The organism is Nocardia sp. NPDC052112 (assembly GCF_040680135.1).
Taxonomy (GTDB): Bacteria; Actinomycetota; Actinomycetes; order Mycobacteriales; family Mycobacteriaceae; genus Nocardia.
The window spans coordinates 20838-41045 of sequence record NZ_JBFAWD010000030.1; the positions used below are offsets into that span (position 1 = coordinate 20838).

The following is a 20208-nucleotide window of genomic DNA, read 5'->3' on the forward strand; positions in this document are numbered from 1 at the left end:
GGCTCACTCATGGTAGCCAGACCGGGGTAATCGTGTCCGTTACTTGGACGCGGACGGATCGGTCCCCTTGTCGCGGCCCCACGGCAGATTCGCGCCACACAACCAGATCCGGCGAAGCGCACCGGACCGCACTTTGACTCGGACGCGCCGGACGGCGTGGCGCTGGCGTAGATCAGGTCCGAGTCGCGACCAGGCGCGCGCGAAGCGGCCATGACGTTCGGATACGGGTTCCATGGGCGGTCCGGACAGCAGATCACACCGCGGGAGCAGATGTCCGCGTCGGCGACGTTTTGCCTCGAGATATAGCGCCGCCTCTCGGCTCAATGGATCGGTGTGCAACGGCACCCTGTCCACCGCCAGTCCGGCCGATCGCAATTCCTCGACCTTCGCGGGATTGTTCGTGAGCAGCCGCACCCTGGTCAGGCCGAGATCCTGCAAGCTCTTGGCTGCATGGAGGTAGGTGCGGCTGTCCATGGGAAATCCGAGAAGCTCATAGCTCGCGAACGTGTCGATCTTGCGTAGCTCGCTCTCCCGATGGCCGAGCGCCTTCGCGATCAGTCCACTGCCTCGCCCCTCTTGCTCCAGGTAGATGAGCACGCCGCCGCCGTCCGCCCACATCAGATCCAGCGCCTTGTCCAGCTCCGGCCCGCAGTCACAGTTCTGCGAGCCGAGCGCGTCACCGTACAGGCACCGCGAGTGGATACGGACCAGACATCCATCGGCGACCTCTCCGTAGACGAGCACATGCCCGTTTTCGCCGCCGCCGGCCACCTCCATCACCCGAACCATCAGAGTCTGCCCCTTGCGGGTGAACCCATGGGCGGTGTCATCGAGGGTGCTCGAGTTCTCCACCTGTGACCTCCGTTTTCCGCGACCCGGATGCGTAGCCTGGTGTCCTTGCCCGATCGCGGCGCCATGGGGCGCGGCGGCTGACCGCGGCGGCTTGGTTGCACGAAGTCGATCGAGCGACATCGGTTTGCTCGCGCCACCGATGCCCGTACCGTCCGGAGACCCGAGATGCCTTGGCTCACGGACGAAAGCGCTGGCCGGTCGCGCAGGTGCTTTCGATATCGGTCACCCCGAGCAGTTGGAGCGGAAGATCATCGACCGGCTGATCTGAATAGTACTGCGCCGCACGCCAACCAGACTGTGTGGCCTGAATCACAGCTGCGAAGAGTTTGCGAATGTGGCTGCGCGCCTTGCCGAACAGGCATCGCTCATGACGCGGAAGACCAGTGCTGCGTGCCGTTTTGTGCACCACTTCCACCATGAATGCCGCCCGATTGCTCGCAGATCGACGAGTGGGATCCCGCAGGTCATCACAGCCGGCGTGAGAGCCGATGCACACCATTGCCGCACGGCGTTCCGCGGTGCATCGATCAGCCCGGCGGTCTTGTGTCCGTGTCGTTTTCGCGGCTACGTGTCCTGCTGGTCGGCACCGACGTGCGCTAGCGGGCGACCGCGTCGGCGGCCGGTGCGCCGAGGGGTTGCCTGGTGCTGTCCGGACGCGGAGGAATCGACGAGCGCATCAACCTGATCCGGTTGGGGTAAACGTGGCTGCTCGACATCGACCACCGGCCGCCCCGGGCGCATGCGTCGACCGGGGCGGTGAATTCCGCGCGCGTCGGGCCACATACACAGCCCCAACACCACCAATCCGGTGGCAGCCGAAATCGTGGCGGCGCCAAAGTATCCGAGCAGAGCACTGGGCAGTGCCATCACGGGAATCGCCAAAGACGCCACATGGGTGCGGGCCCGCCGGTCCCACCTGACCTGCTCAACCGTCGAAACAGCCGGGAGCCTCGGGATTTGATGCCCGCGATGACGCCGTTTGGCCTGCAGATACTTCCGGGCCCGCTCGCTGCGCGGCCAGGTGTGCAGCGGCACCCTGGTCACGGCGATTCCGGCTCGTTCCAGCGGTTCCACCTTCTCGGGATTGTTTGTGAGCAGTCGTACCGACGTGAGCCCGAGATCGCGCAGGCATCGGGCGGCCGACTCATAGGATCGCGAATCCGCGCTCAGCTCCAGCCGCGCATAGCTGGCGAAGGTGTCGATATCGAAGCGCTCGCTGGTCTGCAGCCCCCGCGCCTTGTTGATCAGCCCGGCACCACGGCCCTCCTGCTCCAGATAGATCAGCACCCCCGCACCCTCGTCCTGGATCATGTCCATGGCCATATCGAGCTCGGGACCGCAGTCGCAGTCATCGGAACGCAGTGCGTCGCCATAGAGGCAGCGGGAGTGGATCCGAACCAGACAGCCATCGCTGATTCCCGGCGATCCATCCGTGGCCTGCCCGAAGACCAGTGCGTGCCCGCCGTCGACGTGATGCAGTATCGGCACGACGCCGACCTGTAGTTCGCGACCCCGGCGGGTCAAGCGGTGCCCGGTCTCATCGAGGCTAGACGCCGCTTCATTCACGCTGGTCCTCCGATAGGTGGGATGAACTTGCAGGTGATGTAGCCTCGCCGGTCGCCATGACCGTCCGTCCGATGACAGGTGCGAGCTAATTTACACATCGTTCGAGGGCCCCGGTGTCGGCGGGGCCTCGACGCATCGTAAGCGCTCAGCCCGTGGTCGGCTCGTCGGCGGCGATATGGATGATTCGATCGATGTCGCGCTCCCTGGGCATCGCGTCCGGCACGTCGCCGAATGACTGGGTCGCGACCATTGCCGCAGTGGCCCAACGGAATACCCGTTGATCGACAGGTCCGGTTGCGCCGACGAGTTTGCGGGCGAGTGCGGCCGAGAACGCGGCCGCCGCTCCCGGCGAGTCGGCGAGCGCGGCAGGGAAGTCGGCAATGCGAGTATTAACGGCATCGGATCGAACAGTGCATTGGAAGCCCTCGATCACACATACCGCCCGAACGCCGAGCATACGTAGCCTTTGTGCGATGTTCTCGGCCGAACCGATGTCTTCTCCGGGCAGCATCTTGCCGAGTTCAGCCGTAGTGCCGACCAGATAGTCGACCGTGTCGAGGTAGCCGTACAGATACTGGGGGCTTTCGATCGCCGGTGTGGCATTCACCAGCAGTAACGGACGCGGGTTCAGGCCGCGGATAGTGGCCATGATCCGCTCGACGATATCGACCGGCTGTTCGAAGGTCAGCAGCACCGCGTCCGAGGCGGCGAGCGCGGCCCGCACCTCCGGATCACGCGGGTCATGGGCACCCAACCGAATCCGCTCATCTTTGCAGCTGATGTAGCTCGATGTCCCGGTGCTGGTGATCATCACCGCCGTCACTTGTGTCTGCGCCCCGGCGACTTCCTTGACCAGCCGGGTGTCGACATTCTCGGATTCCAGAAAGCTGCGGATATATCTGCCCGCATCGTCGGCACCGACAGCGGAGACCAATCGCACCTGAAGTCCCAGCCGTGCCGCTGCCACCGCACGATTGAGCCCCTTGCCCCCCGCGTGCATCTCGAATCCACCCGGCGTCGACTTGCCGGCCACCGGAATCTGCCCGATGCGATATATGTGATCGATCACCGAGTCCCCGATTACTGTCACGGCCCCACGCTGCGGTTGCGAATCCGGCAGTGTCACCAACACTTTCGGTTCCGGCGTGAACCGATATCCGGATCGCCCCGCATAGGACGACGCGGCCACGAGTTGTCCCGCCAACGCGGTGAACGCTCGGCGCTCGGGCGTCGCTCGCAGGGAACGCACGCTCGGCGGTGGGGTGATGTCGTTTGCCCCGACCGTTCGATGCAGCAGTTCCCACTCCGTGGTGAGATATTCACGCCGCTCGCCGAGATCGGCCGCGTAGAGGCGCACCAGATCGATTCCATGCGGCTGCTTTTCGCGCAGAAGTCCCAATGACAACTCGGCGTCTGCGATCAGCCGGTGCGTCGGTGCCAAATGCCGGGCGAGATCGCGAATCACCGGCAGGACGGCCTCCTCCAGCGAGATCCCCTCACGGTCCGCTCGCTCCTTGACAACCGACAGATCCAGCAGGGGCGCGACGTCGATCTCCGTGGTGCGCAATCGATCCGCACTCAGCCCCGAGCGTTTGCTGAGCCTGGTGAGAATGTTGCGAATGGCAACCGTGCGTGAGTCCTGCTGGACCATAGGCGGGCCTGTCCTCCATGACGCTGCGATCGTTCCCTGTGCCACTCTCACGATATGCCCAATCGTCCGGGGTTTAGCCGCTGAGTGAACCGGCAATTACCAACTTACAACGGCAATTGACCGTAGTGAATGGCAAATGCCACACTGAGTTACGGCGACCAAGTGTCGTCCGCCAGATGACTCGGGAGGGCCCTGGTGATGAAAGTGATTCTGCTGATACGGCACGCACGGCGGCGCGGGGAGCCAAGGGCCGGCGGTACCGAAACCGAACTCGTTGCGAACCACGCCACCGTCTAGGCGAACGTATCGAGTTCGCCGGGACGATATTCCACCCGATCAAATCGACTTCGTCGCCTGCTCCATCCGACAGCAGCGGGCCCCGGCTGACCGTGCGACAGCGGTCGACCGGGGCTCAGCGCGCCCAAAATGTGGTCGGCGACGGCTCTGGCACCCCTGGAGAGCGCCGTGACGATCTACGAATGCAGCCGGTCGATGACCAGCAGCGTCACACCCGAAGAATGGGCTTGGCGGGCGGGCCGCGAGGAACCCGCATGGCGATTGAGCTGGCTGCCCGACCAGCTGACCCGCGAACAGGCCTGGGCCGGAATGCAATTGCAGGAGATGCTGAGCCACCCGGCCCCGGCATCGGACCACGACGCGCCCGCGCGGGCCTTGGCCGATCAACTCGGTATCACCGTGCAGCAGGCATTGCACACGCTGCACCAGCGGATGCTCGACAGGAGGCATTCGTGACCATCTACGTAACTCACTGGTCGATGACCAGCGATCTCACCGCGGAGTCGGCCTACCGGCTGGCGGACAAGTGGGCCAAATCGTGGCGGCTGAGCTGGCTGCCGGATCGGCTGCTGACGCGGGAACAGGCTCTGGCGGGGATGGACCTCGCGGAGATCTTCAGCACCCCGGATTCCCGGCACGACTCGACGGTTCAAGCACGGGCCTTCTATTGCGCCGGTCAGATCGGAATACCCCTCGAGCTCATCGGGCTCGAATTGCTACACCGGAGGCACCCATGACCGTCAAGGCCACCGAATGGACCATGATCAGTGACATATCACCGGAGTCCGCCTACCGCGAGACCGGTTCCGAGGCCGCGGTGTGGCGGTTGAGCTGGCTGCCCGACCGGCGGCTCAACCGCGAACAGGCAATGGCCGGTATGGAACTCGACGAGATCCTCAGCGATCCGGACATCGTGCACGACCGGCACGCCCATGCCGATGCGGCCGTCCTGGCCGGCACCGTCGGCATTATCTGGGAGCAGGCGGTGATACTGCTGTCCAAGCGGATAATCGCCCGCCTGGATCAAGGTCTCGACGAGGCGAGCTGTGAAGCCACCGGGCGTAGCTTCACCTCACACCGGATGTCGCGGCACGACCGGCCACCGCGGGTGTTCCGGTAGCGTGCCGCGCCACGATGCATCGGCCGCACGGAGGGGAGGCGGCCGATGTCATCGAGATCGACGGTCGTCATCGAGCTCCGGCGATGATCCGGTCGATATCGCCGACGGTCGGCATCGAGTCGGGAAACCCGCTGTAGGACTCCGTTGCCGCCATCGCGGCGGTCGCCCATTCGAAATCTCGACGGTCCGCGAGCTGCCCTGTTGCCACCAGCCGATAGGCCAACGCCGCGGCGAATGCCGCACCGGCACCGGGTGAGTCGTCGAGGACGACCAGCGGACTTGCCGGGATATCCAGTCGCAGGTCATCCGATCGGACGGTGCAGGCGAAGTGTTCGACCGCACAGACGCACCGCACACCGAGGGTCGCGCACGCCCGCTGGGCGATATTCGCGCCGGACTCCCCGGCGACGGCCGGGTCGTCGAGCATCAATCTGTCCAGGTGCCAAGGGGTTCCGATCAGATAGTCGATCTTGTCGAAGTAGGCACGCAGGCGCCTCGATCCCTCGGGCGGGTCGAGCGGCGGTGCGGGATGCACGAGCACACGCGGCCGATCGGCGGTTGTCGGGAGGATCGACAGCACCGCCTCGAGCACGGCGGCGGGCAGCCCGAAGGTCAGCAGCACCACGTCGGAGGATGTGATGGCACTCAGCAGGTCGCGCCGATCCAATTCGGCGCCGACCAGACCTCCGATGAAGGCCGAGTCGCCGTTCTCGGCGACCAATGCCGCGGTTACCGGCGTCGCGCCCGGCCCGACCTTGACAAATTCGGTGTCCACGCCTTCACGATCGAGGTACTCGAGGATGCGGCGGCCGCCGTCATCGTCACCGACGATGCTGACGAATCGGACTTGCAGCCCGAGCCGCGCCGCCGCAACGGCGCGATTGAGACCCTTGCCGCCCACGCGAGCATCGAAATGCCCGCTGACCCACGAACCCGGGGACGGTATCTGTTCGGTGCGGTAGATGTGGTCGATCACCGCGTCTCCGACGACGGTGACCACGCCCCGTGGCGCGTGTGGACCAGCCGGTTCGGCATCCGTTCCCGGGTCGTGCGGGACCATGCGCCGCCCCCTCTGAATGCTGCGTTCGATATGTCTTGCCGCACACCAGCTTAGGCCGCGCATACGCGAAATGGCATGTCCCGCAACAATGCATCGACCGCACGAAACGACCGGTCGGGATCAGGTGTGCGTCACATGCTCCGCACCGACCGCCTCGGCGATCGAGTGGTAACCGCCTTCGCGCAGGCGCTGGGCGATCCCACGATGGATGTTGCGCATCCAGAACGGTCCGCCGTAGATGAAACCGGTGTAGCCCTGCAGCAGGGTGGCACCGGCCAGGATGCGCTCCCAGGCCTGGTCGGCGGTTTCGATACCACCGACCGAGATCAGCACCAGCCGATCACCGACGCGGCGGTAGAGCCGACGCAGCACTTCCAGGGACCGCTCGGCAACAGGGGGTCCGGACAGGCCGCCAGCGCCCATGGCGGTGACCTCGGCGGCGGCGGTGCGCAGGCCGTCGCGGCGGATGGTGGTGTTGGTGGCGACAATCCCGGCCAGACCGAGTTCGACCGCGAGGTCGGCGACGGCATCGACATCGTCGTCGGACAGATCGGGGGCGATTTTCACCAGCACCGGGACCTCGACACTGTCGAGAACGGCCTGCAGGACCGGGCGCAGGGATGCCACGGCCTGCAGATCCCGCAGGCCGGGGGTGTTGGGGGAGCTGACATTGACGACGACGAAATCGGCCAGCGGACCGAGCAGGGAGGCGCTCACCGCGTAGTCGGCGGCGGCGTCGACGGGTTCGACAATTTTCGTTTTGCCGATATTCGCGCCGATCGGAACCCCGCGACGGCGGTTGCGCAGATGTTCGGCCGCGGCGGCAGCGCCGTGGTTGTTGAAGCCCATCCGGTTGATCAGGCCATGGTCGGCGGGCAGCCGGAACAGACGCGGCGCGGGATTGCCCGGTTGGGCCTGTGCGGTGACGGTGCCGATTTCGGCGAATCCGAATCCCAGTGGCGCCCAGGCGTTCACGCCGTCGGCGTTCTTGTCGAATCCGGCGGCCAGCCCGAGCGGCGCGGGGAAATCGATGCCGAAGGCATGGTTGCGCAGGATCGGATCGTCGGTGGTGAGCACCTTGGCCATCGCCCAACGCGACGGCACGAACCGGGCGGCCAGCCGCATGGCCGTGAACGCCAGATGGTGGATGCGTTCCGGCGGCAGCAGGAACATCAGGCGCAGCAGCAGTGAATACATGGCCTCACATTCCCGGTTCGGGCTGGGGTAGTAGTGCGGTTTTTCGACGCCGCAGCAGCACCCGCCGACTGCCGTCGGTGTAGGCCCGCACCCGCGACAGCTCCCAGCCGCCGAATTCGGCCTGGATGGCCAGCCGCATCGACGCCGTCACCCGGGTCACCTCCGGTGGGAGCCGCAGCGGCACATATTCATAGTCGTCACTGGTGGTTTCCCAGCTCGCTGGTAGCGCTGCGCGAGATTGTGGCGCCATCACTGCCCTTTCTTCCGCTGGTCCGCGCGGATCCGTTGCAGACCGTCTCCGGTCGCGGAACCGACGAACAGGTCACCGCTGCGCTCGTCGATGGTCACCGAGTTCGGCTGGCGAACCGTCGGATAACGGCCCACCTCTTTCGGTATACCCGTCGACAGGTCGAATCCGACGACTTCGTTGCTCTGCGTGCACGTCACCCACACGGTGTCGGACCGTTGGTCGTAGGCAAGCGCGTAAGGCGACGATCCTACCGGGAATCGCTGACGCAGTACGAGCGGTCCGGCGGTGTAGACCAGCAGTTCGCCACCCGCGGTGTCGGTGACGGTGATGCGGCCGAACGGATCGGTCACCAGATTGGTTGCGCCGTCACCCGCGCGCAGTGCCAGGCCCAGGCGGTCTTTGCCGAAGTCGAGCTGGGTGAGCGAGGTCTGGCGGCGGTCCAGGACCGAGACACGGTCGCCGGTGAGGGCGAGGGCGTCGGCGGAGGCGAGCCCGGAAATAGTTTCCCGCACCGTGCCGTCGGGTGCGAATTCGCGCACCTTGCCGTCCGCGGTGCCGACGAACAGCGTGCCGTCATCGCGATACCGCACCGACTTGGCGTCGCCGTCGACAGGCATCTCGGTCACGACACCGGTGGTTATGTCGACACGCATGATCTGATGGTCGGCGGGAATCAGCAGTTCGCCCGGCTTGCCCTGCGCCAGACCGGCGCCGGGGGCGGGCAGCAAGAGGGTGCGCATCTCGGGATCCGCCCCGCCGGTGCGGTCGAGCCGGGTGAATGTCGCCGGGTCGATGACGAACATCATCCTGCTGGCGTCACGGCTCGCGTCGAGTGCGACGAGTTGGCCGGTGCCCGCCTCGGCGAACAGTGCGCCGATCGGGTTGCCGAGCCCCCACACATCCCCGGTAGGTTGCGCGCTCTGCGCGGGCGCGACCGCCGCAGTAGCTGCCGGTCGGGTCTCGAGTTTGTCGCTATCGGAGTCGGAGGAACATCCGGCGATCAGCGCCAGCACCGCCACACCCGCGAGTGCTGCGGGCAGTGAACCATACGGGCGCATGCACCGAACTCCTTACTAGGACGAATCATCTGCTACCGCACCATCTGACCATGATGGCGCACGTGACCGGCCTACCGGGGTAGTCGCTGGCGGGGAATGTCGGTGATCGGGGTTACCGTTGGTCTGAAATAGTGTCCAATTCAGGGAGATCCGGTTGAAAGCCGACCATCCATCGGGATTTGCCATCGATGACATAACCGTTGGTCCGTTTGCTCACGGATTCGGCACCACGGCCGACGGCAGGCCCTACGCCTTCCGCACGGTCCGTTCCACCGTGGAGCTGGAGATCTACCGCGCCGACCTCGACAGTGATGTGCCCGGACCGGAGGATGTGGTCGCCGTCGCGCAGGCGCGCGCCACCGATATCGACCTCGACGACGAACGCAGCATCGTGGCGCTGGTGCGCGACATGATTCCGGATGCGGAGCCGGTGGACACGGCCCCGGAACGTGATATGACAACCGTGCGGGCCCTGCTGGGCCGGATCAGTTCCGTTATTGATGGTATGTAGATGGTGATGCCAACCCCACGATTCCTCCGTAGCGCACTCACCGCGGCCACCCTCGTCGCGGTGGCCGCGGCATGCAGCACAGGACCCGACGAGGCCTCGGTCGATGCCGCGCGTTCCTCGGCCAATGCCTCGTTGTCGTCCTCGGTCGCGGCCTCCTCGAGCGCGGCGCACCGGCCGCTGCCGACGGCAGCCGAATTGGACGCACAGATCAAACGCGCCCTGGATCCCACGCTGCCCGACTCCGAACGCACCGACCTCATCGAGGACGGTGCGGCGTTCCGCGACGCCATCCCGGACATGTACAAGGCGCTGCAGGACAATCCGCGCGCCATCTACGGGGTGACCGATCCGGTCTTCGACAACCGTGACGGCACGCTGACCGCGACCATGCGGCTGGACAAGGACGGCACCGGCACCGCGGTCCGCACCACCGTCGTGCACTTCGTGCTGCTCGACGGCAAGTGGAAGATCTCGCGCACCGACCTGTGCGGCATCCTGCGCTCGGCCGACTACCGCACCCCGGCCTGCGGCTGAATGATCGAATCCGGTTCGCTGCGGTGGGGACGCCTCATCCACCGCCACCGCTATCTGGTGCTGGGCGCAGCCATTGTCGCGGTGTTGCTCTCGGGCTGGTACGGCCGGGATCTGGCGAGCCGGCTGACCCAGGAGGGCTGGTTCGACGAGAGCAGTGAATCGGTCGCCGCCGCCAAGATCGCCGATGCCACCTTCGGCCGCGATACCGACAGCGACATCATCCTGCTCTACACGGCGCCCGAGGGCTCGACCGTCGACGACCCGACCGTGCGTGCAGCAGTGACCAATTCGCTCAAACAACTGCTCGTCGGTCACCCCGACCGGATCCAGAAGATCGACAGCTATTGGGACAGCCCCTTCGCCGCGCAGGCCACCGACGCCTCGCACACCCATGCCTTCGCCAGCGTCGGACTGCGCGGGGAGGGCACCGCGACGGTCGAGAACTACACGGCGATCAAGGGTGAGCTCGGTGCCGGACGCGCGGGCGCTGGCCCCGGCGGCACCACGGTGCAGCTGGCCGGGCTGCAGCCGATTGTCGAGGGCATCAATCAGGGCATGCAGGACGATATTCGCCGGGCCGAGATCATCGCGCTGCCGATCGTGGCGATCCTGCTGTATTTCGTTTTCGGCGGGGTGGTCGGGGCGCTGCTGCCGGTGCTGATCGGCGGGATGACGGTGCTCGGTACCCAGGGCACCATTCGGCTGCTCACCGATCACATCGAGGTCAACGTCTTCGCCAGCGCCGTGGTCACGCTGGTGAGTTTGGGGCTGGCGATCGACTACGGACTGTTCACCGTGACCCGGTTCCGGGAGGAGTTGGCCGCCGGGCACAGCGTGGCGGATGCGACGGCGCGCACCGTCGCCACGGCCGGGCGCACCGTGATGTTCTCGGCCGCGATCATCGCGATCAGCCTGGCGGCGTTATTCATCTTCCCGAACGGTGTGCTGCGGTCAGTGCCCTATGGCGGAATCAGTTCGGTGCTGCTCGCGGCGGTGCTGTCGGTGACAGCGCTGCCCGCGGTGCTGAGCATTGTCGGGCGGCGCATCGACCTGTGGGGTTGGCATCGCTTCTCACACACCAAGACCGAGGCGCAGATCGATGCCGGATTCTTCTCGCGGTTGGCGACGCGGGCGATGCGGCGGCCGTGGGCGGTGGTGGTGCCGATCGTGCTCGGACTGCTCGCATTGATCATTCCGATTCACAATATCGAGTTCGGCGGGATCAGCGAACGGTATCTGTCCGAGGACAATCCGGCACGGGTCGCACAAGAGCGCTTCGACGCGTTGTTCCCGAGCTTCCGCACCGAGCCGATCAAGCTGGTGATCGTGGGCGCGAACCCGCAGCAGCTCAGCGATATTCGCTATGAGGCGAGCCGGATTCCTGGTCTGACGGGCCGCTTCGAACCCGGTGCGCCGACCAAGGGCGGGATCAATGTGCTCAACGCCGGTCTCGCCGACAAGCGCAATGCGGACGCGGTAATCGATGCGCTGCGGGCGATTCCGGAACCCGACGGGGTGGACATCATGGTCACCGGGGTGCCCGCGCTCGAGCGCGACAGCATCAACGGGTTGCTCGTGCGACTACCGCTGCTGGTCGGGCTCCTGGCGGCCGCGGCGTTGGTGATGCTGTATCTGGCATTCCGTTCGATGGTATTGGCGCTCAAGGCCGTCTTGATGAGCGCATTGAGTCTGGCCTCCACCTTGGGCGTGCTCACCTGGGTGTTCGTCGAGGGACACGGGGCCGGGATCTTCGACTTCACGCCCGGACCGCTGATGTTCGCGGTGCTGGCGCTCATCGTGACGGTCGTGTTCGGGCTGTCCACCGATTATGAGGTATTTCTGCTGTCGCGGATGGCCGAGGCGCGCGCGGACGGCGCGTCGCCACCGGAGGCCATCCGCTACGGTATCGCCCACACCGGCGGCGTAATCACCTCCGCCGCAGCGATTCTCATTGTGGTGACCGGTGCGTTCGGCTTCTCCGATCTGGTGTTGATGAAGTACATCGCCTACGGCATGATCGCGGCGCTGGTCCTGGACGCGTCCGTGATCCGCATGTTGTTGACGCCCGCGGTGTTGAAGCTGATCTGGCGCTGAACCGGCTGCTCGGCGCGCGGGCGAGAGGATCGAGAATGACTGTGCTCAAAGGCGCCAATCCGGCCCTGATGTTCCCGCTGGAGCTGGGTGTGCTTGCCGGAGCGGCCATCTGGGGCTGCACCCGCGACGCGAACCCCGCTGTGCGCGTCATCGCCGGGATCGGCGCCCCCGCGGTATTCATCGTGGTGTGGGCACTGTTCGCCGCAGGCGGCGGCAAGAACGCGCGGTACCCGCTCACCGGCCCGTGGCGCGGACTTCTGGAGTTCGCGTGGTTCGGCGGTGCTGATCGGACACCGCACCGGCGGAGTCGTGTTCTTCGCGGTGTGGGTGATCAACGGCGCGCTGCGGCTGCTGTGGCACCAGGCCTGAGACCGACTATCGGTAGCCGAATCCGAACGCCGGGTCAGCCGGAGGACCGATTGGGCGCTCGTTGTTCGCGGGTGCGGCTGTCGCTCCTGTGATGACTCCGCAGCGCAGCGGGTCGACGGGTCAGCGGCGGACGGGGAGGACCAGTTGGGCACCGGTTACCGGGTGGTCGAGGACCTCGACGGGGTGTTGGTAGACGCGGGTGAGCAGTTCGGTGGTGAGGACCTTGCGGGGTGGGCCGTCGGCGGCGATGCGGCCCGATTCCAGGACGGCGACGCGGTCGGCGTAGGCGGCGGCGATGCCGAGGTCGTGCAGGACGACGACGACGGCGGCGCCCGCGGCGGCGCGGTCGGTGGCCAGGCGCAGCACCGCTTCCTGGTGGCCGAGGTCGAGCGCGGCGGTGGGTTCGTCCAGTAACAGGGTTGCGGTGTCCTGGGCGAGTACGCGGGCCAGGGCCACACGGGCGCGTTCACCACCGGACAGCGTCGGAAATGCACGCACGGCAAGGTGTTCCACGTCGGCGGCGGACATGGCAGCGGCGATCCGTTCGTCGTCGAGGTTTCGCTGGTCGGTCCGCACCCACGGCGCACGCCCCATGGCGACCACCTCGCGGGCGGTGAACGGAAATCCGACCGTGTGGCTCTGCGGCAGTACCGCCCGGCGTCGCGCCATATCCAGAGGCGACCAGTGACCCAGCGCCCGCCCATCGAGTTCGATCGTGCCCGCGCTGAGTTCCAGCTCACCGGCGAGCGCCGCGAGCAATGTCGACTTGCCCGCCCCGTTCGGCCCCACCAGCGCCACGATCTCACCCGCGACAACGTCGAAGTCCACCGCCTCGAGCACCCGCCGGGTATGTGCCCCCGAAGCCCCACGCCGGTCGACGCTTACACCGTTGGCTCGAAGCGTCACCGCACCTCGCTTCGGCGGTACCGGCAACTCGTGCGTCCGCGCGAACACCGAACTCAATCCCTCGAGCACCCCGCTCACACCTGCGCTCATGCCCAACCTCCCGCGCGAGCGCGTGTGCGGCGCAGGAGCCAGAAGAAGAAGGGGCCGCCGATGAGGGAGGTGAGCATGCCGAGGGGGAGGTCGGCATTGTGGACCAGGGAGCGGGCGGCGACGTCGGCGGCGAGGAGTACGACCGCGCCGACGATGGCGCTCAACGGGATCAGGATGCGGTGGGCCGGTCCGACGAGCATGCGGACCACATGCGGCACGATCAGGCCGACGAACAGCACGATGCCGGTGAAGGCGACGCCCGCGGTGGCGAGGACGGCGACCACCACGATGACGTTGCGCCGCAAACGCTCCACGTCGACACCCAGATGGCGTGCGGCGGATTCGCCGAGGGCGAGCAGATCCAGACGCGGCGCGATGAGCACCGCGGCGAGAATGCCGAGAGCGGCCAGCGGAGCGACGACGCGCACCGCATCCCAAGTGGCTCCGTTGAGACTGCCCAACTGCCAGAACACGATCTGATCGCGGGCCGCGGGTGTCGCGATGAACAGCAGGAACGCGATCAAACCACCCGCGAACGCATTGATCGCGACACCGGTCAGCACCAGCGTGACCACCTCGGTCCGCCCATTCGAGCGCGACAGCAGATACACCAGCACTGTGGTCGACAGCCCTGCCACGAATGCGGCCGCCGCCACCGACCACGCCGCCACGAACGCACCACCCATCACGATCACGGTGCCAGCACCGACCGCCGCCCCCGCCGACACTCCGATCACGCCCGGCTCGGCGAGCGGATTCGCGAACACGCCCTGCAACAATGCACCCGCTGTCGCCAATGCCGCGCCGACCAGGATCGCGAGCACCACGCGCGGGAACCGCACCTGCCACAGCGTCACCTCACCGGCCGGGTGCGCGGGCATCGGCCCCCAGTCCAAGCCGATCCGATGCAACACGCTGCCCGCCACCTCGGCCGGTGTCGTCGGCACCTGCCCGATCGCCGACGACACCAACGCCAAAACCACCAGCACGGTCACCGCGACCCCGAACACGATCGTGATCCGCGACCGCCCCCGCGATTTGGGCACGACCGGATGCGGACTGTGCGGCATCACCGAGTCCGTCGCTGATGTGTCACCGGCCCTTTCGTTCACACCGGCACCTGCCCGATGCTGCGATGTGCCGCGCCGCTCATGCGGGCTTGGTGCCGTACACGGCCGCGCTGAGAGCGGCGATCACCCGGCCGGTGTTCGGGCCGAAGCTCAACACCACCGAGTCGGCCATATCGACCACGCGCTTGTTGCGCCCGGCGGGTGTCTGCGCGATGCCGGGCACCTTTTCCAACCCGTCGACGCCACCGACCGACTTCAGCCCGTCCGACATCACCAGCAGTACGTCGGGTGCGGCCGCGATCATGGCCTCACTGGTGATCGCGACGAACGGCTCGGTCAATCCGGCCGCGGTGCCCGCATCGCGCGCGCCGAGCGCGGCGATGAGCGCGTCGGCGCCGGAGCCGGGTCCGGCGAGCATGGTGATGGCGGTGCTGCGCAGGTACAGGAAGGCGATGGTGAGCGGTTTGTCCTGTTGGGGCACTGCGGCGCTGGCGGCGGCAATTTCGTCGCGGGTGCGCTGGGCCAGGGCCTGGCCGCGATCCGGTACGCCGAGCGCGGCGGCGACCGCCTCGATCTGCGGTACCACCCCGTCCATGGTGCGCTGCGGATCGAAGTAGACGACCGTCACCCCGGCCGCGCGCAGCTGCTCGCGCACCTGCGGGGCGGCGCTGGTGCTGTCGGTGAGAAAGATCGAAGGACGCAGTGCCAGCACGGATTCCACGTTCAATGAACCGCTGCCACCGGTCACGATGGGGAGATTCGCCACCGCGGGAAACCCGGCCGCGGTGCTGCGGCCGACCAGTTTGGCCCCCATGCCCAACGCCCAAACCGTCTGTGCGAGTGTGCCGAAGCGGTCTGCGGCGATGATGCGGCTGGCATCGGTAACCGTGACCTCGGCCCCGTCGAAGGATCGGACGGTCGCGGGCAGCGTCGGCGTCGGTTCGGGCCCGATCGGCACCGGATCGAGGTTTTCCAGTTTCGCGGTGACCGGCCCGCGGCCGCTGCTGCCCGTGGCGTCGCTGTCGGTACCGCAGGCCGAACCGAGCAGCAGGGTCAGTGCCAGCACGGCCAGGAGGGAACGCACCCCGCCGGATCGGACACGGTCGAGAAACCTCATGCAGGTAAGGCTAGCCTCTCTCATCGACTCACCCCGCCACGCGTGCGCTGACATCGTCGAGCGCGGCCGCGATGGCACGCGGCAGTTCCAATGTCTCGGCGGCCAGCACTCCGGTGAGCTGCCCGATATCGCGCGCACCCACGATCATGCTCGCGATGCCGGGACGGTCCCGGATCCAGGCCAGGGCGACGGCCAATGGTGAGGTGGCCAGTCCGTCCGCGGCAGTCACCAGCGCCTCGACCACCCGGGTCGCGTGGTCGTCGAGCCGGTGCCGGATCTCGGCGGCGGTCGCCTCATCCGCGCCGCGTGAATCGGCGGGCACCCCGTCACGGTATTTGCCGGTGAGAATGCCCCCGGCCAGCGGCGCGGTGGCGATCAGTCCCACACCGTGATGCCGGGCGGCCGGAATGAAATCGGTTTCGGTGTCCCGGGTCAGCAGCGAGTACGGGGTCTGCGCGACGGTGATCGGCGCGACCGCGGCGAGGCTGGCGACCTGCCAGGCATTGAACCCACGCGCACCCGCGTAGCGCACGCGCCCGGAGCGCACCGCGAATTCGAGAGTGGCGGCGACCTCGTCGAGCGGGGTCGCCGGATCCCACGCCGCGACATGCCAGATATCGAGATAGTCGGTGCCCAATTCGAGCAGCGTCCGATCGAGCTGGCGCAGCAGCGCGCGACGCGAGGTGTCCACGGACGGACGCACCGGCTCCGGCTCGGGCACGGTCGGTCCGATCGGTGCGGGCCTGATCCACGGGGCGACACCCGCGCAGCCGCTGAGTACCAGATCGTCGCGGGAGACCAGATCGCCGAGCAGTTCGGCCAGAATCCGTTGTGCCGCACCGCCGGCGTAGGCGGGGGAGGTATCGACCAAGGTGCCGCCCGCCTCGGCGAACGCCACCAACTGCACCGCCGCATCATCGGTGTCGGTATGCGCACCCCAGGTGTGGGTCGCAAGTCCTATCCGGGACACCCGTAGGCCGCTGCGGCCGACCGTCCGCTGTTCCATCACCGTGCCCGCGCAATCGTCACGGCGCCAAGCCTAGAGTGTGGATACGCAACTCGACGCCCACCAGCACCGTGGGTCGCACGGTCGAGCCGGGCATGCCGCCGCGAACTCGACACTGTACTGTCGCTGCGTGATTGCGGCGGTGGTCACAGCGATGTGATCGATCGCCGGACCAATTGCCCAGTAGGAACGGATATTTCGGGCGGAAGTGGAGGCTGGTTCGTGGTCGGTGAGTCGATGACCTGGGTGCAGGCCTTGGTTCTTGGTCTGGTGCAGGGTCTCACCGAATTTCTGCCGATCTCCTCTTCGGCGCATCTGCGCATCGTGTCGGCGGTGTTCTTCGGCGATGACGCGGGCGCCTCGTTCACCGCGGTCACCCAGCTGGGCACCGAGGCGGCGGTGCTGGTGTTCTTCGCCAAGGACATCTGGCGGATCATCGTCGCGTGGTTCGCCGGGCTGCGCGATCAGCTGACCAAACGTGGCCAGCCGGAGCTGGCGCTGCACGATCAGCCAACCATGCGACTTCCGGTCATCACCGCCGATCACAAGCGCGTCCTGGACGAGCGGGCCCAACGCGAACTCGACTACCGCATCGGCTGGTATGTGATCATCGCGACGATCCCGATCGGTGTGCTGGGGTTCCTGTTCAAGGATCAGATCCGCACCGGCGCCCGTAATCTGTGGCTGGTGTCGTTCATGCTGGTCGCGTTCGCGCTGGTCATCGCGGCCGGTGAATACTACGGACGCAAGATCCGCCCGATCGAGCAGCTGACCACCCGCGACGGTCTGATCATGGGCTTGGCACAATGTCTGGCCTTGGTTCCTGGGGTGTCGCGTTCCGGTGCGACCGCGACGGCGGGTCTGTTCCTCGGACTGGAGCGTGAAGCGGCCGTGCGGTTCTCCTTCCTGCTGGCCATTCCCGCGGTGACGGCATCGGGTCTGTTCAGCCTGCCCGACGCGTTCGAACCGGCCGGTGAGGGTCTCAATGCCAGCGGTCCGCAACTGCTGGTCGCGACGATTCTGGCATTCGTCGTGGGATATGCCTCGGTGGCGTGGCTGTTGAAGTTCGTCGGCAAACATTCGTTGGACTGGTTCGTCGGCTACCGCATCGTGCTCGGGCTGACGGTCATGGGCCTGCTCGCCGGTGGAGTGGTGTCGGCGACATGATCGTTAGGCTGGTGTCATGACGGTGATCCTGTTGCGGCACGGTGTTTCGACCTCGAACACCGCCCGCACCCTCGCCGGACGCAGTGCGAGCGTCGATCTCACCGAGCACGGCAACACCCAGGCCCGCGCCGTCGCCGAACGGCTCGCCGCCCTGCCGATCGAGCACATCGTGCATTCGCCGCTGCTGCGCTGTCAGCGCACGATCGCACCGCTTGCGGAAAAGCTCGGTCTGGAACCGGAATACGACGATCGTTTGATCGAGGTCGACTATGGCGACTGGACCGGCAAGGCGATCGCGGATCTGCTGAACGAGCCGCTGTGGAAGGTGGTGCAGCGGCACGCCTCCGGCGCGGTCTTCCCCGGCGGCGAAGGGCTGGCACAGGTGCAGATCCGTGCGGTGGCCGCGGTACGCGAGCACGATCGACGGTTCGCCGAAAGGGCCGGTCACGACGTCTTGTGGGTGGCGTGCACGCATGGTGACGTGATCAAATCGGTGCTCGCCGACGCGCTCGGCCTGCACCTCGACGGTTTCCAGCGCATCGTGGTGGAACCGGCCTCGATCAGCATCGTGCGCTACACCCCGACCGCGCCGTATGTGGTTCGACTCAACGACACAGGGGCGGATCTGTCCGGTTTGGCGAGCAAACCGCAACGGCCCGCCTCGGATTCCGGGACTCCGGCAGCGCCCGAGGCCGGTCCGGTTCCCGGTGGGGAGCTCGGTGGTACCCCGAGTGCGGATAATGGGAATGCGGAGCTTTGAAATTCCTTGTAAACGAGTAGGTGGCGTGTTGCGGAGTCCAGCGCCGCGGGTAGTCGATCAGGGTCACGTATCAGGAGGTGCAGATGTCTCGCGCAATCCACGTATTTCGCACCCCCGATCGTTTTGTCGCCGGGACCGTCGGTGAGCCGGGCGATCGCGCGTTCTACCTGCAGGCCGTGCAGGAACCCCGGGTAGTGAGCGTGTTGCTGGAGAAGCAACAGGTCAAGGTGCTCGCCGACCGGATGGGTCTGCTGCTCGACGAGGTCGCGCGCCGCTTCGGCGCCGAGGTGCCGCCGCAGGCCGAGGACATCTCCGATAGCGACCCGCTGGTGACCCCGATCGACGCCGAGTTCCGGGTCGGCACCATGGGCCTGGGCTGGGACGCCGACGCGGGTGCGGTGGTGGTGGAGCTGCTGGCGATCACCGAAACCGAGGTCGACGAATCGGTGGTGCTCGATGACACCGAGGAGGGGCCCGACGCGGTGCGGGTGTTCCTGACCCCGATCCAGGCGCGGGAGTTCGCGTTGCGTTCCACCCGGGTGATCGCGGCGGGTCGGCCGCCGTGCCCGCTGTGCGGGGAACCGCTTTCGGCGCGCGGGCATATGTGTGTGCGAACCAACGGATACAAGCGCGGGGATATCTTCGGCGCGGCCGAGCTCGAGGAGTAGTCCGTGGCCGAGCCTCGGTGGCACACCGCGGAGTTGACGGTGATCGGGCGGGTGACGACCGCGAGCAATGTCACCCTGGTCTGCGATACCGACGGCGTTCGCGTGGTCTACAAACCGGTGCGCGGGGAGCGGCCGCTGTGGGATTTCCCGGATGGCACGCTGGCCGGGCGCGAGGTCGCCTCGTATCGGGTGTCGGATGCGCTCGGCTGGGGTGTGATTCCGGAGACGATCCTGCGTGATGGCCCCTATGGACCGGGCATGGTGCAGCGGTGGGTGGAGTCGGTGGACAACCACACCGATCAGGGCAACCGGCTCGATCTGGTCGATCTGGTGCCGCTGGGTGCGGTGCCGGACGGGTTCTGCGAGGTGCTGCGTGCCCAGGATCCGGCGGGTAACGAAGTGTCGCTGATCCATGCCGACGATCCGCGGCTGCAGCGGATGGCGGTGCTCGATGTGCTGCTCAACAATGCCGACCGCAAGGGCGGGCACGCATTGGAAGGTGTCGACGGGCAGGTCTACGGCGTCGACCACGGCATCTGCCTGCACAGTGAGCACAAGTTGCGCACGGTGCTGTGGGGGTGGGCGGGCAATCCCATCTGTGACGGGTTGATGGCCGATATCGCCGCCTTCGCCAAGGAGCTGCCCGGCGCGCTCGCCGATGATCTCGCACCGCATATCACCGATGCGGAGATCGAGGCGCTCGGCGACCGCGCGCAGGAGTTGCTGGACAATCCGGTGATGCCGATGCCGAGGACCTCGCGGCCGATTCCGTGGCCCGCGTTCTGACCTGGGGCGTTGCCCGCGATAGCGGATGATGCCGTGTTGCATCGAATGCCGAAGTGCACGGGCAGCTCGATGCCGAACC

At 66.8% G+C, this 20208-nt stretch carries 23 protein-coding genes; 11 read left to right on the top strand and 12 right to left on the bottom strand.

What is annotated here, in order from left to right:
- Positions 1-39: 39 nt before the first annotated feature.
- The 4 genes from AB0L58_RS36920 to AB0L58_RS36935 all read right to left on the bottom strand — a co-directional run bounded on the left by AB0L58_RS36920 (position 40) and on the right by AB0L58_RS36935 (position 4069).
- On the bottom strand, positions 40-852 hold the full coding sequence (locus tag AB0L58_RS36920) for a GTP cyclohydrolase II (RefSeq protein ID WP_364394739.1): 813 nt from the start codon (positions 850-852) through the stop codon (positions 40-42).
- 175 nt (positions 853-1027) lie between these two features.
- On the bottom strand, positions 1028-1270 hold the full coding sequence (locus AB0L58_RS36925; protein WP_364394741.1) for a hypothetical protein: 243 nt from the start codon (positions 1268-1270) through the stop codon (positions 1028-1030).
- 146 nt (positions 1271-1416) lie between these two features.
- Entirely contained in the window at positions 1417-2418 is a 1002-nt protein-coding gene (locus AB0L58_RS36930; RefSeq protein WP_364394743.1) for a GTP cyclohydrolase II, read from the bottom strand.
- Between the two features lie 145 nt (positions 2419-2563).
- Positions 2564-4069 carry a PfkB family carbohydrate kinase gene (locus AB0L58_RS36935; protein WP_364394745.1) on the bottom strand — a complete coding sequence of 502 codons (1506 nt, stop codon included), beginning with the start codon at positions 4067-4069 and terminating at the stop codon, positions 2564-2566.
- A 465-nt stretch (positions 4070-4534) separates the two neighbouring features.
- Here AB0L58_RS36935 and AB0L58_RS36940 point away from each other — a divergent pair, with 465 nt between their 5' ends.
- From AB0L58_RS36940 to AB0L58_RS36950, 3 genes are read left to right on the top strand one after another with little or no spacing between them, the layout of a single operon-like run.
- On the top strand, positions 4535-4822 hold the full coding sequence (locus AB0L58_RS36940; RefSeq protein WP_364394747.1) for a hypothetical protein: 288 nt from the start codon (positions 4535-4537) through the stop codon (positions 4820-4822).
- Positions 4819-5103, top strand: coding sequence for a hypothetical protein (locus AB0L58_RS36945; RefSeq protein ID WP_364394749.1), 285 nt, complete (start codon positions 4819-4821; stop codon positions 5101-5103). Before AB0L58_RS36940 ends, AB0L58_RS36945 begins: the two co-directional genes overlap by 4 nt.
- Positions 5100-5486, top strand: a complete 387-nt coding sequence (locus AB0L58_RS36950) for a hypothetical protein (protein ID WP_364394751.1) — start codon at positions 5100-5102, stop codon at positions 5484-5486. Before AB0L58_RS36945 ends, AB0L58_RS36950 begins: the two co-directional genes overlap by 4 nt.
- 67 nt (positions 5487-5553) lie before the next feature.
- Here AB0L58_RS36950 and AB0L58_RS36955 read toward each other — a convergent pair whose 3' ends face one another.
- From AB0L58_RS36955 to AB0L58_RS36970, 4 genes are all read right to left on the bottom strand, one after another.
- On the bottom strand, positions 5554-6546 hold the full coding sequence (locus AB0L58_RS36955; protein ID WP_364394753.1) for a PfkB family carbohydrate kinase: 993 nt from the start codon (positions 6544-6546) through the stop codon (positions 5554-5556).
- Positions 6547-6666: 120 nt separating this feature from the next.
- Complete coding sequence (locus AB0L58_RS36960) at positions 6667-7743, bottom strand: quinone-dependent dihydroorotate dehydrogenase (RefSeq protein WP_364394755.1); 1077 nt, start codon at positions 7741-7743, stop codon at positions 6667-6669.
- Between the two features lie 4 nt (positions 7744-7747).
- Positions 7748-7993, bottom strand: coding sequence for a DUF5703 family protein (locus AB0L58_RS36965; RefSeq protein ID WP_040691094.1), 246 nt, complete (start codon positions 7991-7993; stop codon positions 7748-7750).
- Positions 7993-9051 (bottom strand): hypothetical protein, encoded by a 1059-nt coding sequence (locus AB0L58_RS36970; protein ID WP_364394757.1) that lies wholly within the window; start codon positions 9049-9051, stop codon positions 7993-7995. The genes AB0L58_RS36965 and AB0L58_RS36970 overlap by 1 nt, the downstream gene beginning before the upstream one ends.
- Before the next feature lie 154 nt (positions 9052-9205).
- On the opposite strand from AB0L58_RS36970, the gene AB0L58_RS36975 reads away from it, so the two are divergent.
- From AB0L58_RS36975 to AB0L58_RS36990, 4 genes are read left to right on the top strand one after another with little or no spacing between them, the layout of a single operon-like run.
- On the top strand, positions 9206-9562 hold the full coding sequence (locus AB0L58_RS36975; protein ID WP_364394759.1) for a hypothetical protein: 357 nt from the start codon (positions 9206-9208) through the stop codon (positions 9560-9562).
- Positions 9563-10096, top strand: coding sequence for a hypothetical protein (locus tag AB0L58_RS36980; protein WP_364394761.1), 534 nt, complete (start codon positions 9563-9565; stop codon positions 10094-10096).
- Positions 10097-12190: an MMPL family transporter gene (locus AB0L58_RS36985; protein ID WP_364394763.1), complete on the top strand. Its 2094-nt coding sequence runs from the start codon at positions 10097-10099 to the stop codon at positions 12188-12190.
- A gap of 35 nt (positions 12191-12225) precedes the next feature.
- Positions 12226-12651 carry a YrdB family protein gene (locus AB0L58_RS36990; RefSeq protein WP_364394765.1) on the top strand — a complete coding sequence of 142 codons (426 nt, stop codon included), beginning with the start codon at positions 12226-12228 and terminating at the stop codon, positions 12649-12651.
- A 28-nt stretch (positions 12652-12679) separates the two neighbouring features.
- On the opposite strand, the gene AB0L58_RS36995 is transcribed toward AB0L58_RS36990, so the two are convergent.
- The 4 genes from AB0L58_RS36995 to AB0L58_RS37010 all read right to left on the bottom strand — a co-directional run bounded on the left by AB0L58_RS36995 (position 12680) and on the right by AB0L58_RS37010 (position 16748).
- A complete protein-coding gene (locus tag AB0L58_RS36995) occupies positions 12680-13555 on the bottom strand; it encodes a heme ABC transporter ATP-binding protein (protein WP_364394767.1) in 876 nt (291 codons plus the stop codon).
- Complete coding sequence (locus AB0L58_RS37000) at positions 13552-14625, bottom strand: iron ABC transporter permease (protein ID WP_364394886.1); 1074 nt, start codon at positions 14623-14625, stop codon at positions 13552-13554. The genes AB0L58_RS36995 and AB0L58_RS37000 overlap by 4 nt, the downstream gene beginning before the upstream one ends.
- 79 nt (positions 14626-14704) lie before the next feature.
- A complete protein-coding gene (locus tag AB0L58_RS37005; RefSeq protein ID WP_364394769.1) occupies positions 14705-15742 on the bottom strand; it encodes an ABC transporter substrate-binding protein in 1038 nt (345 codons plus the stop codon).
- Between the two features lie 28 nt (positions 15743-15770).
- Positions 15771-16748 (bottom strand): aldo/keto reductase, encoded by a 978-nt coding sequence (locus tag AB0L58_RS37010; protein WP_364394771.1) that lies wholly within the window; start codon positions 16746-16748, stop codon positions 15771-15773.
- A gap of 237 nt (positions 16749-16985) precedes the next feature.
- On the opposite strand from AB0L58_RS37010, the gene AB0L58_RS37015 reads away from it, so the two are divergent.
- The 4 genes from AB0L58_RS37015 to AB0L58_RS37030 all read left to right on the top strand — a co-directional run bounded on the left by AB0L58_RS37015 (position 16986) and on the right by AB0L58_RS37030 (position 20129).
- Positions 16986-17915 (top strand): undecaprenyl-diphosphate phosphatase, encoded by a 930-nt coding sequence (locus tag AB0L58_RS37015; protein ID WP_364394773.1) that lies wholly within the window; start codon positions 16986-16988, stop codon positions 17913-17915.
- A 16-nt stretch (positions 17916-17931) separates the two neighbouring features.
- On the top strand, positions 17932-18675 hold the full coding sequence (locus AB0L58_RS37020; RefSeq protein ID WP_364394775.1) for a histidine phosphatase family protein: 744 nt from the start codon (positions 17932-17934) through the stop codon (positions 18673-18675).
- Between the two features lie 83 nt (positions 18676-18758).
- Complete coding sequence (locus AB0L58_RS37025) at positions 18759-19343, top strand: DUF3090 domain-containing protein (RefSeq protein WP_062993133.1); 585 nt, start codon at positions 18759-18761, stop codon at positions 19341-19343.
- 3 nt (positions 19344-19346) lie between these two features.
- Positions 19347-20129: an SCO1664 family protein gene (locus AB0L58_RS37030; protein ID WP_364394778.1), complete on the top strand. Its 783-nt coding sequence runs from the start codon at positions 19347-19349 to the stop codon at positions 20127-20129.
- The last annotated feature ends 79 nt before the right edge of the window (positions 20130-20208 follow it).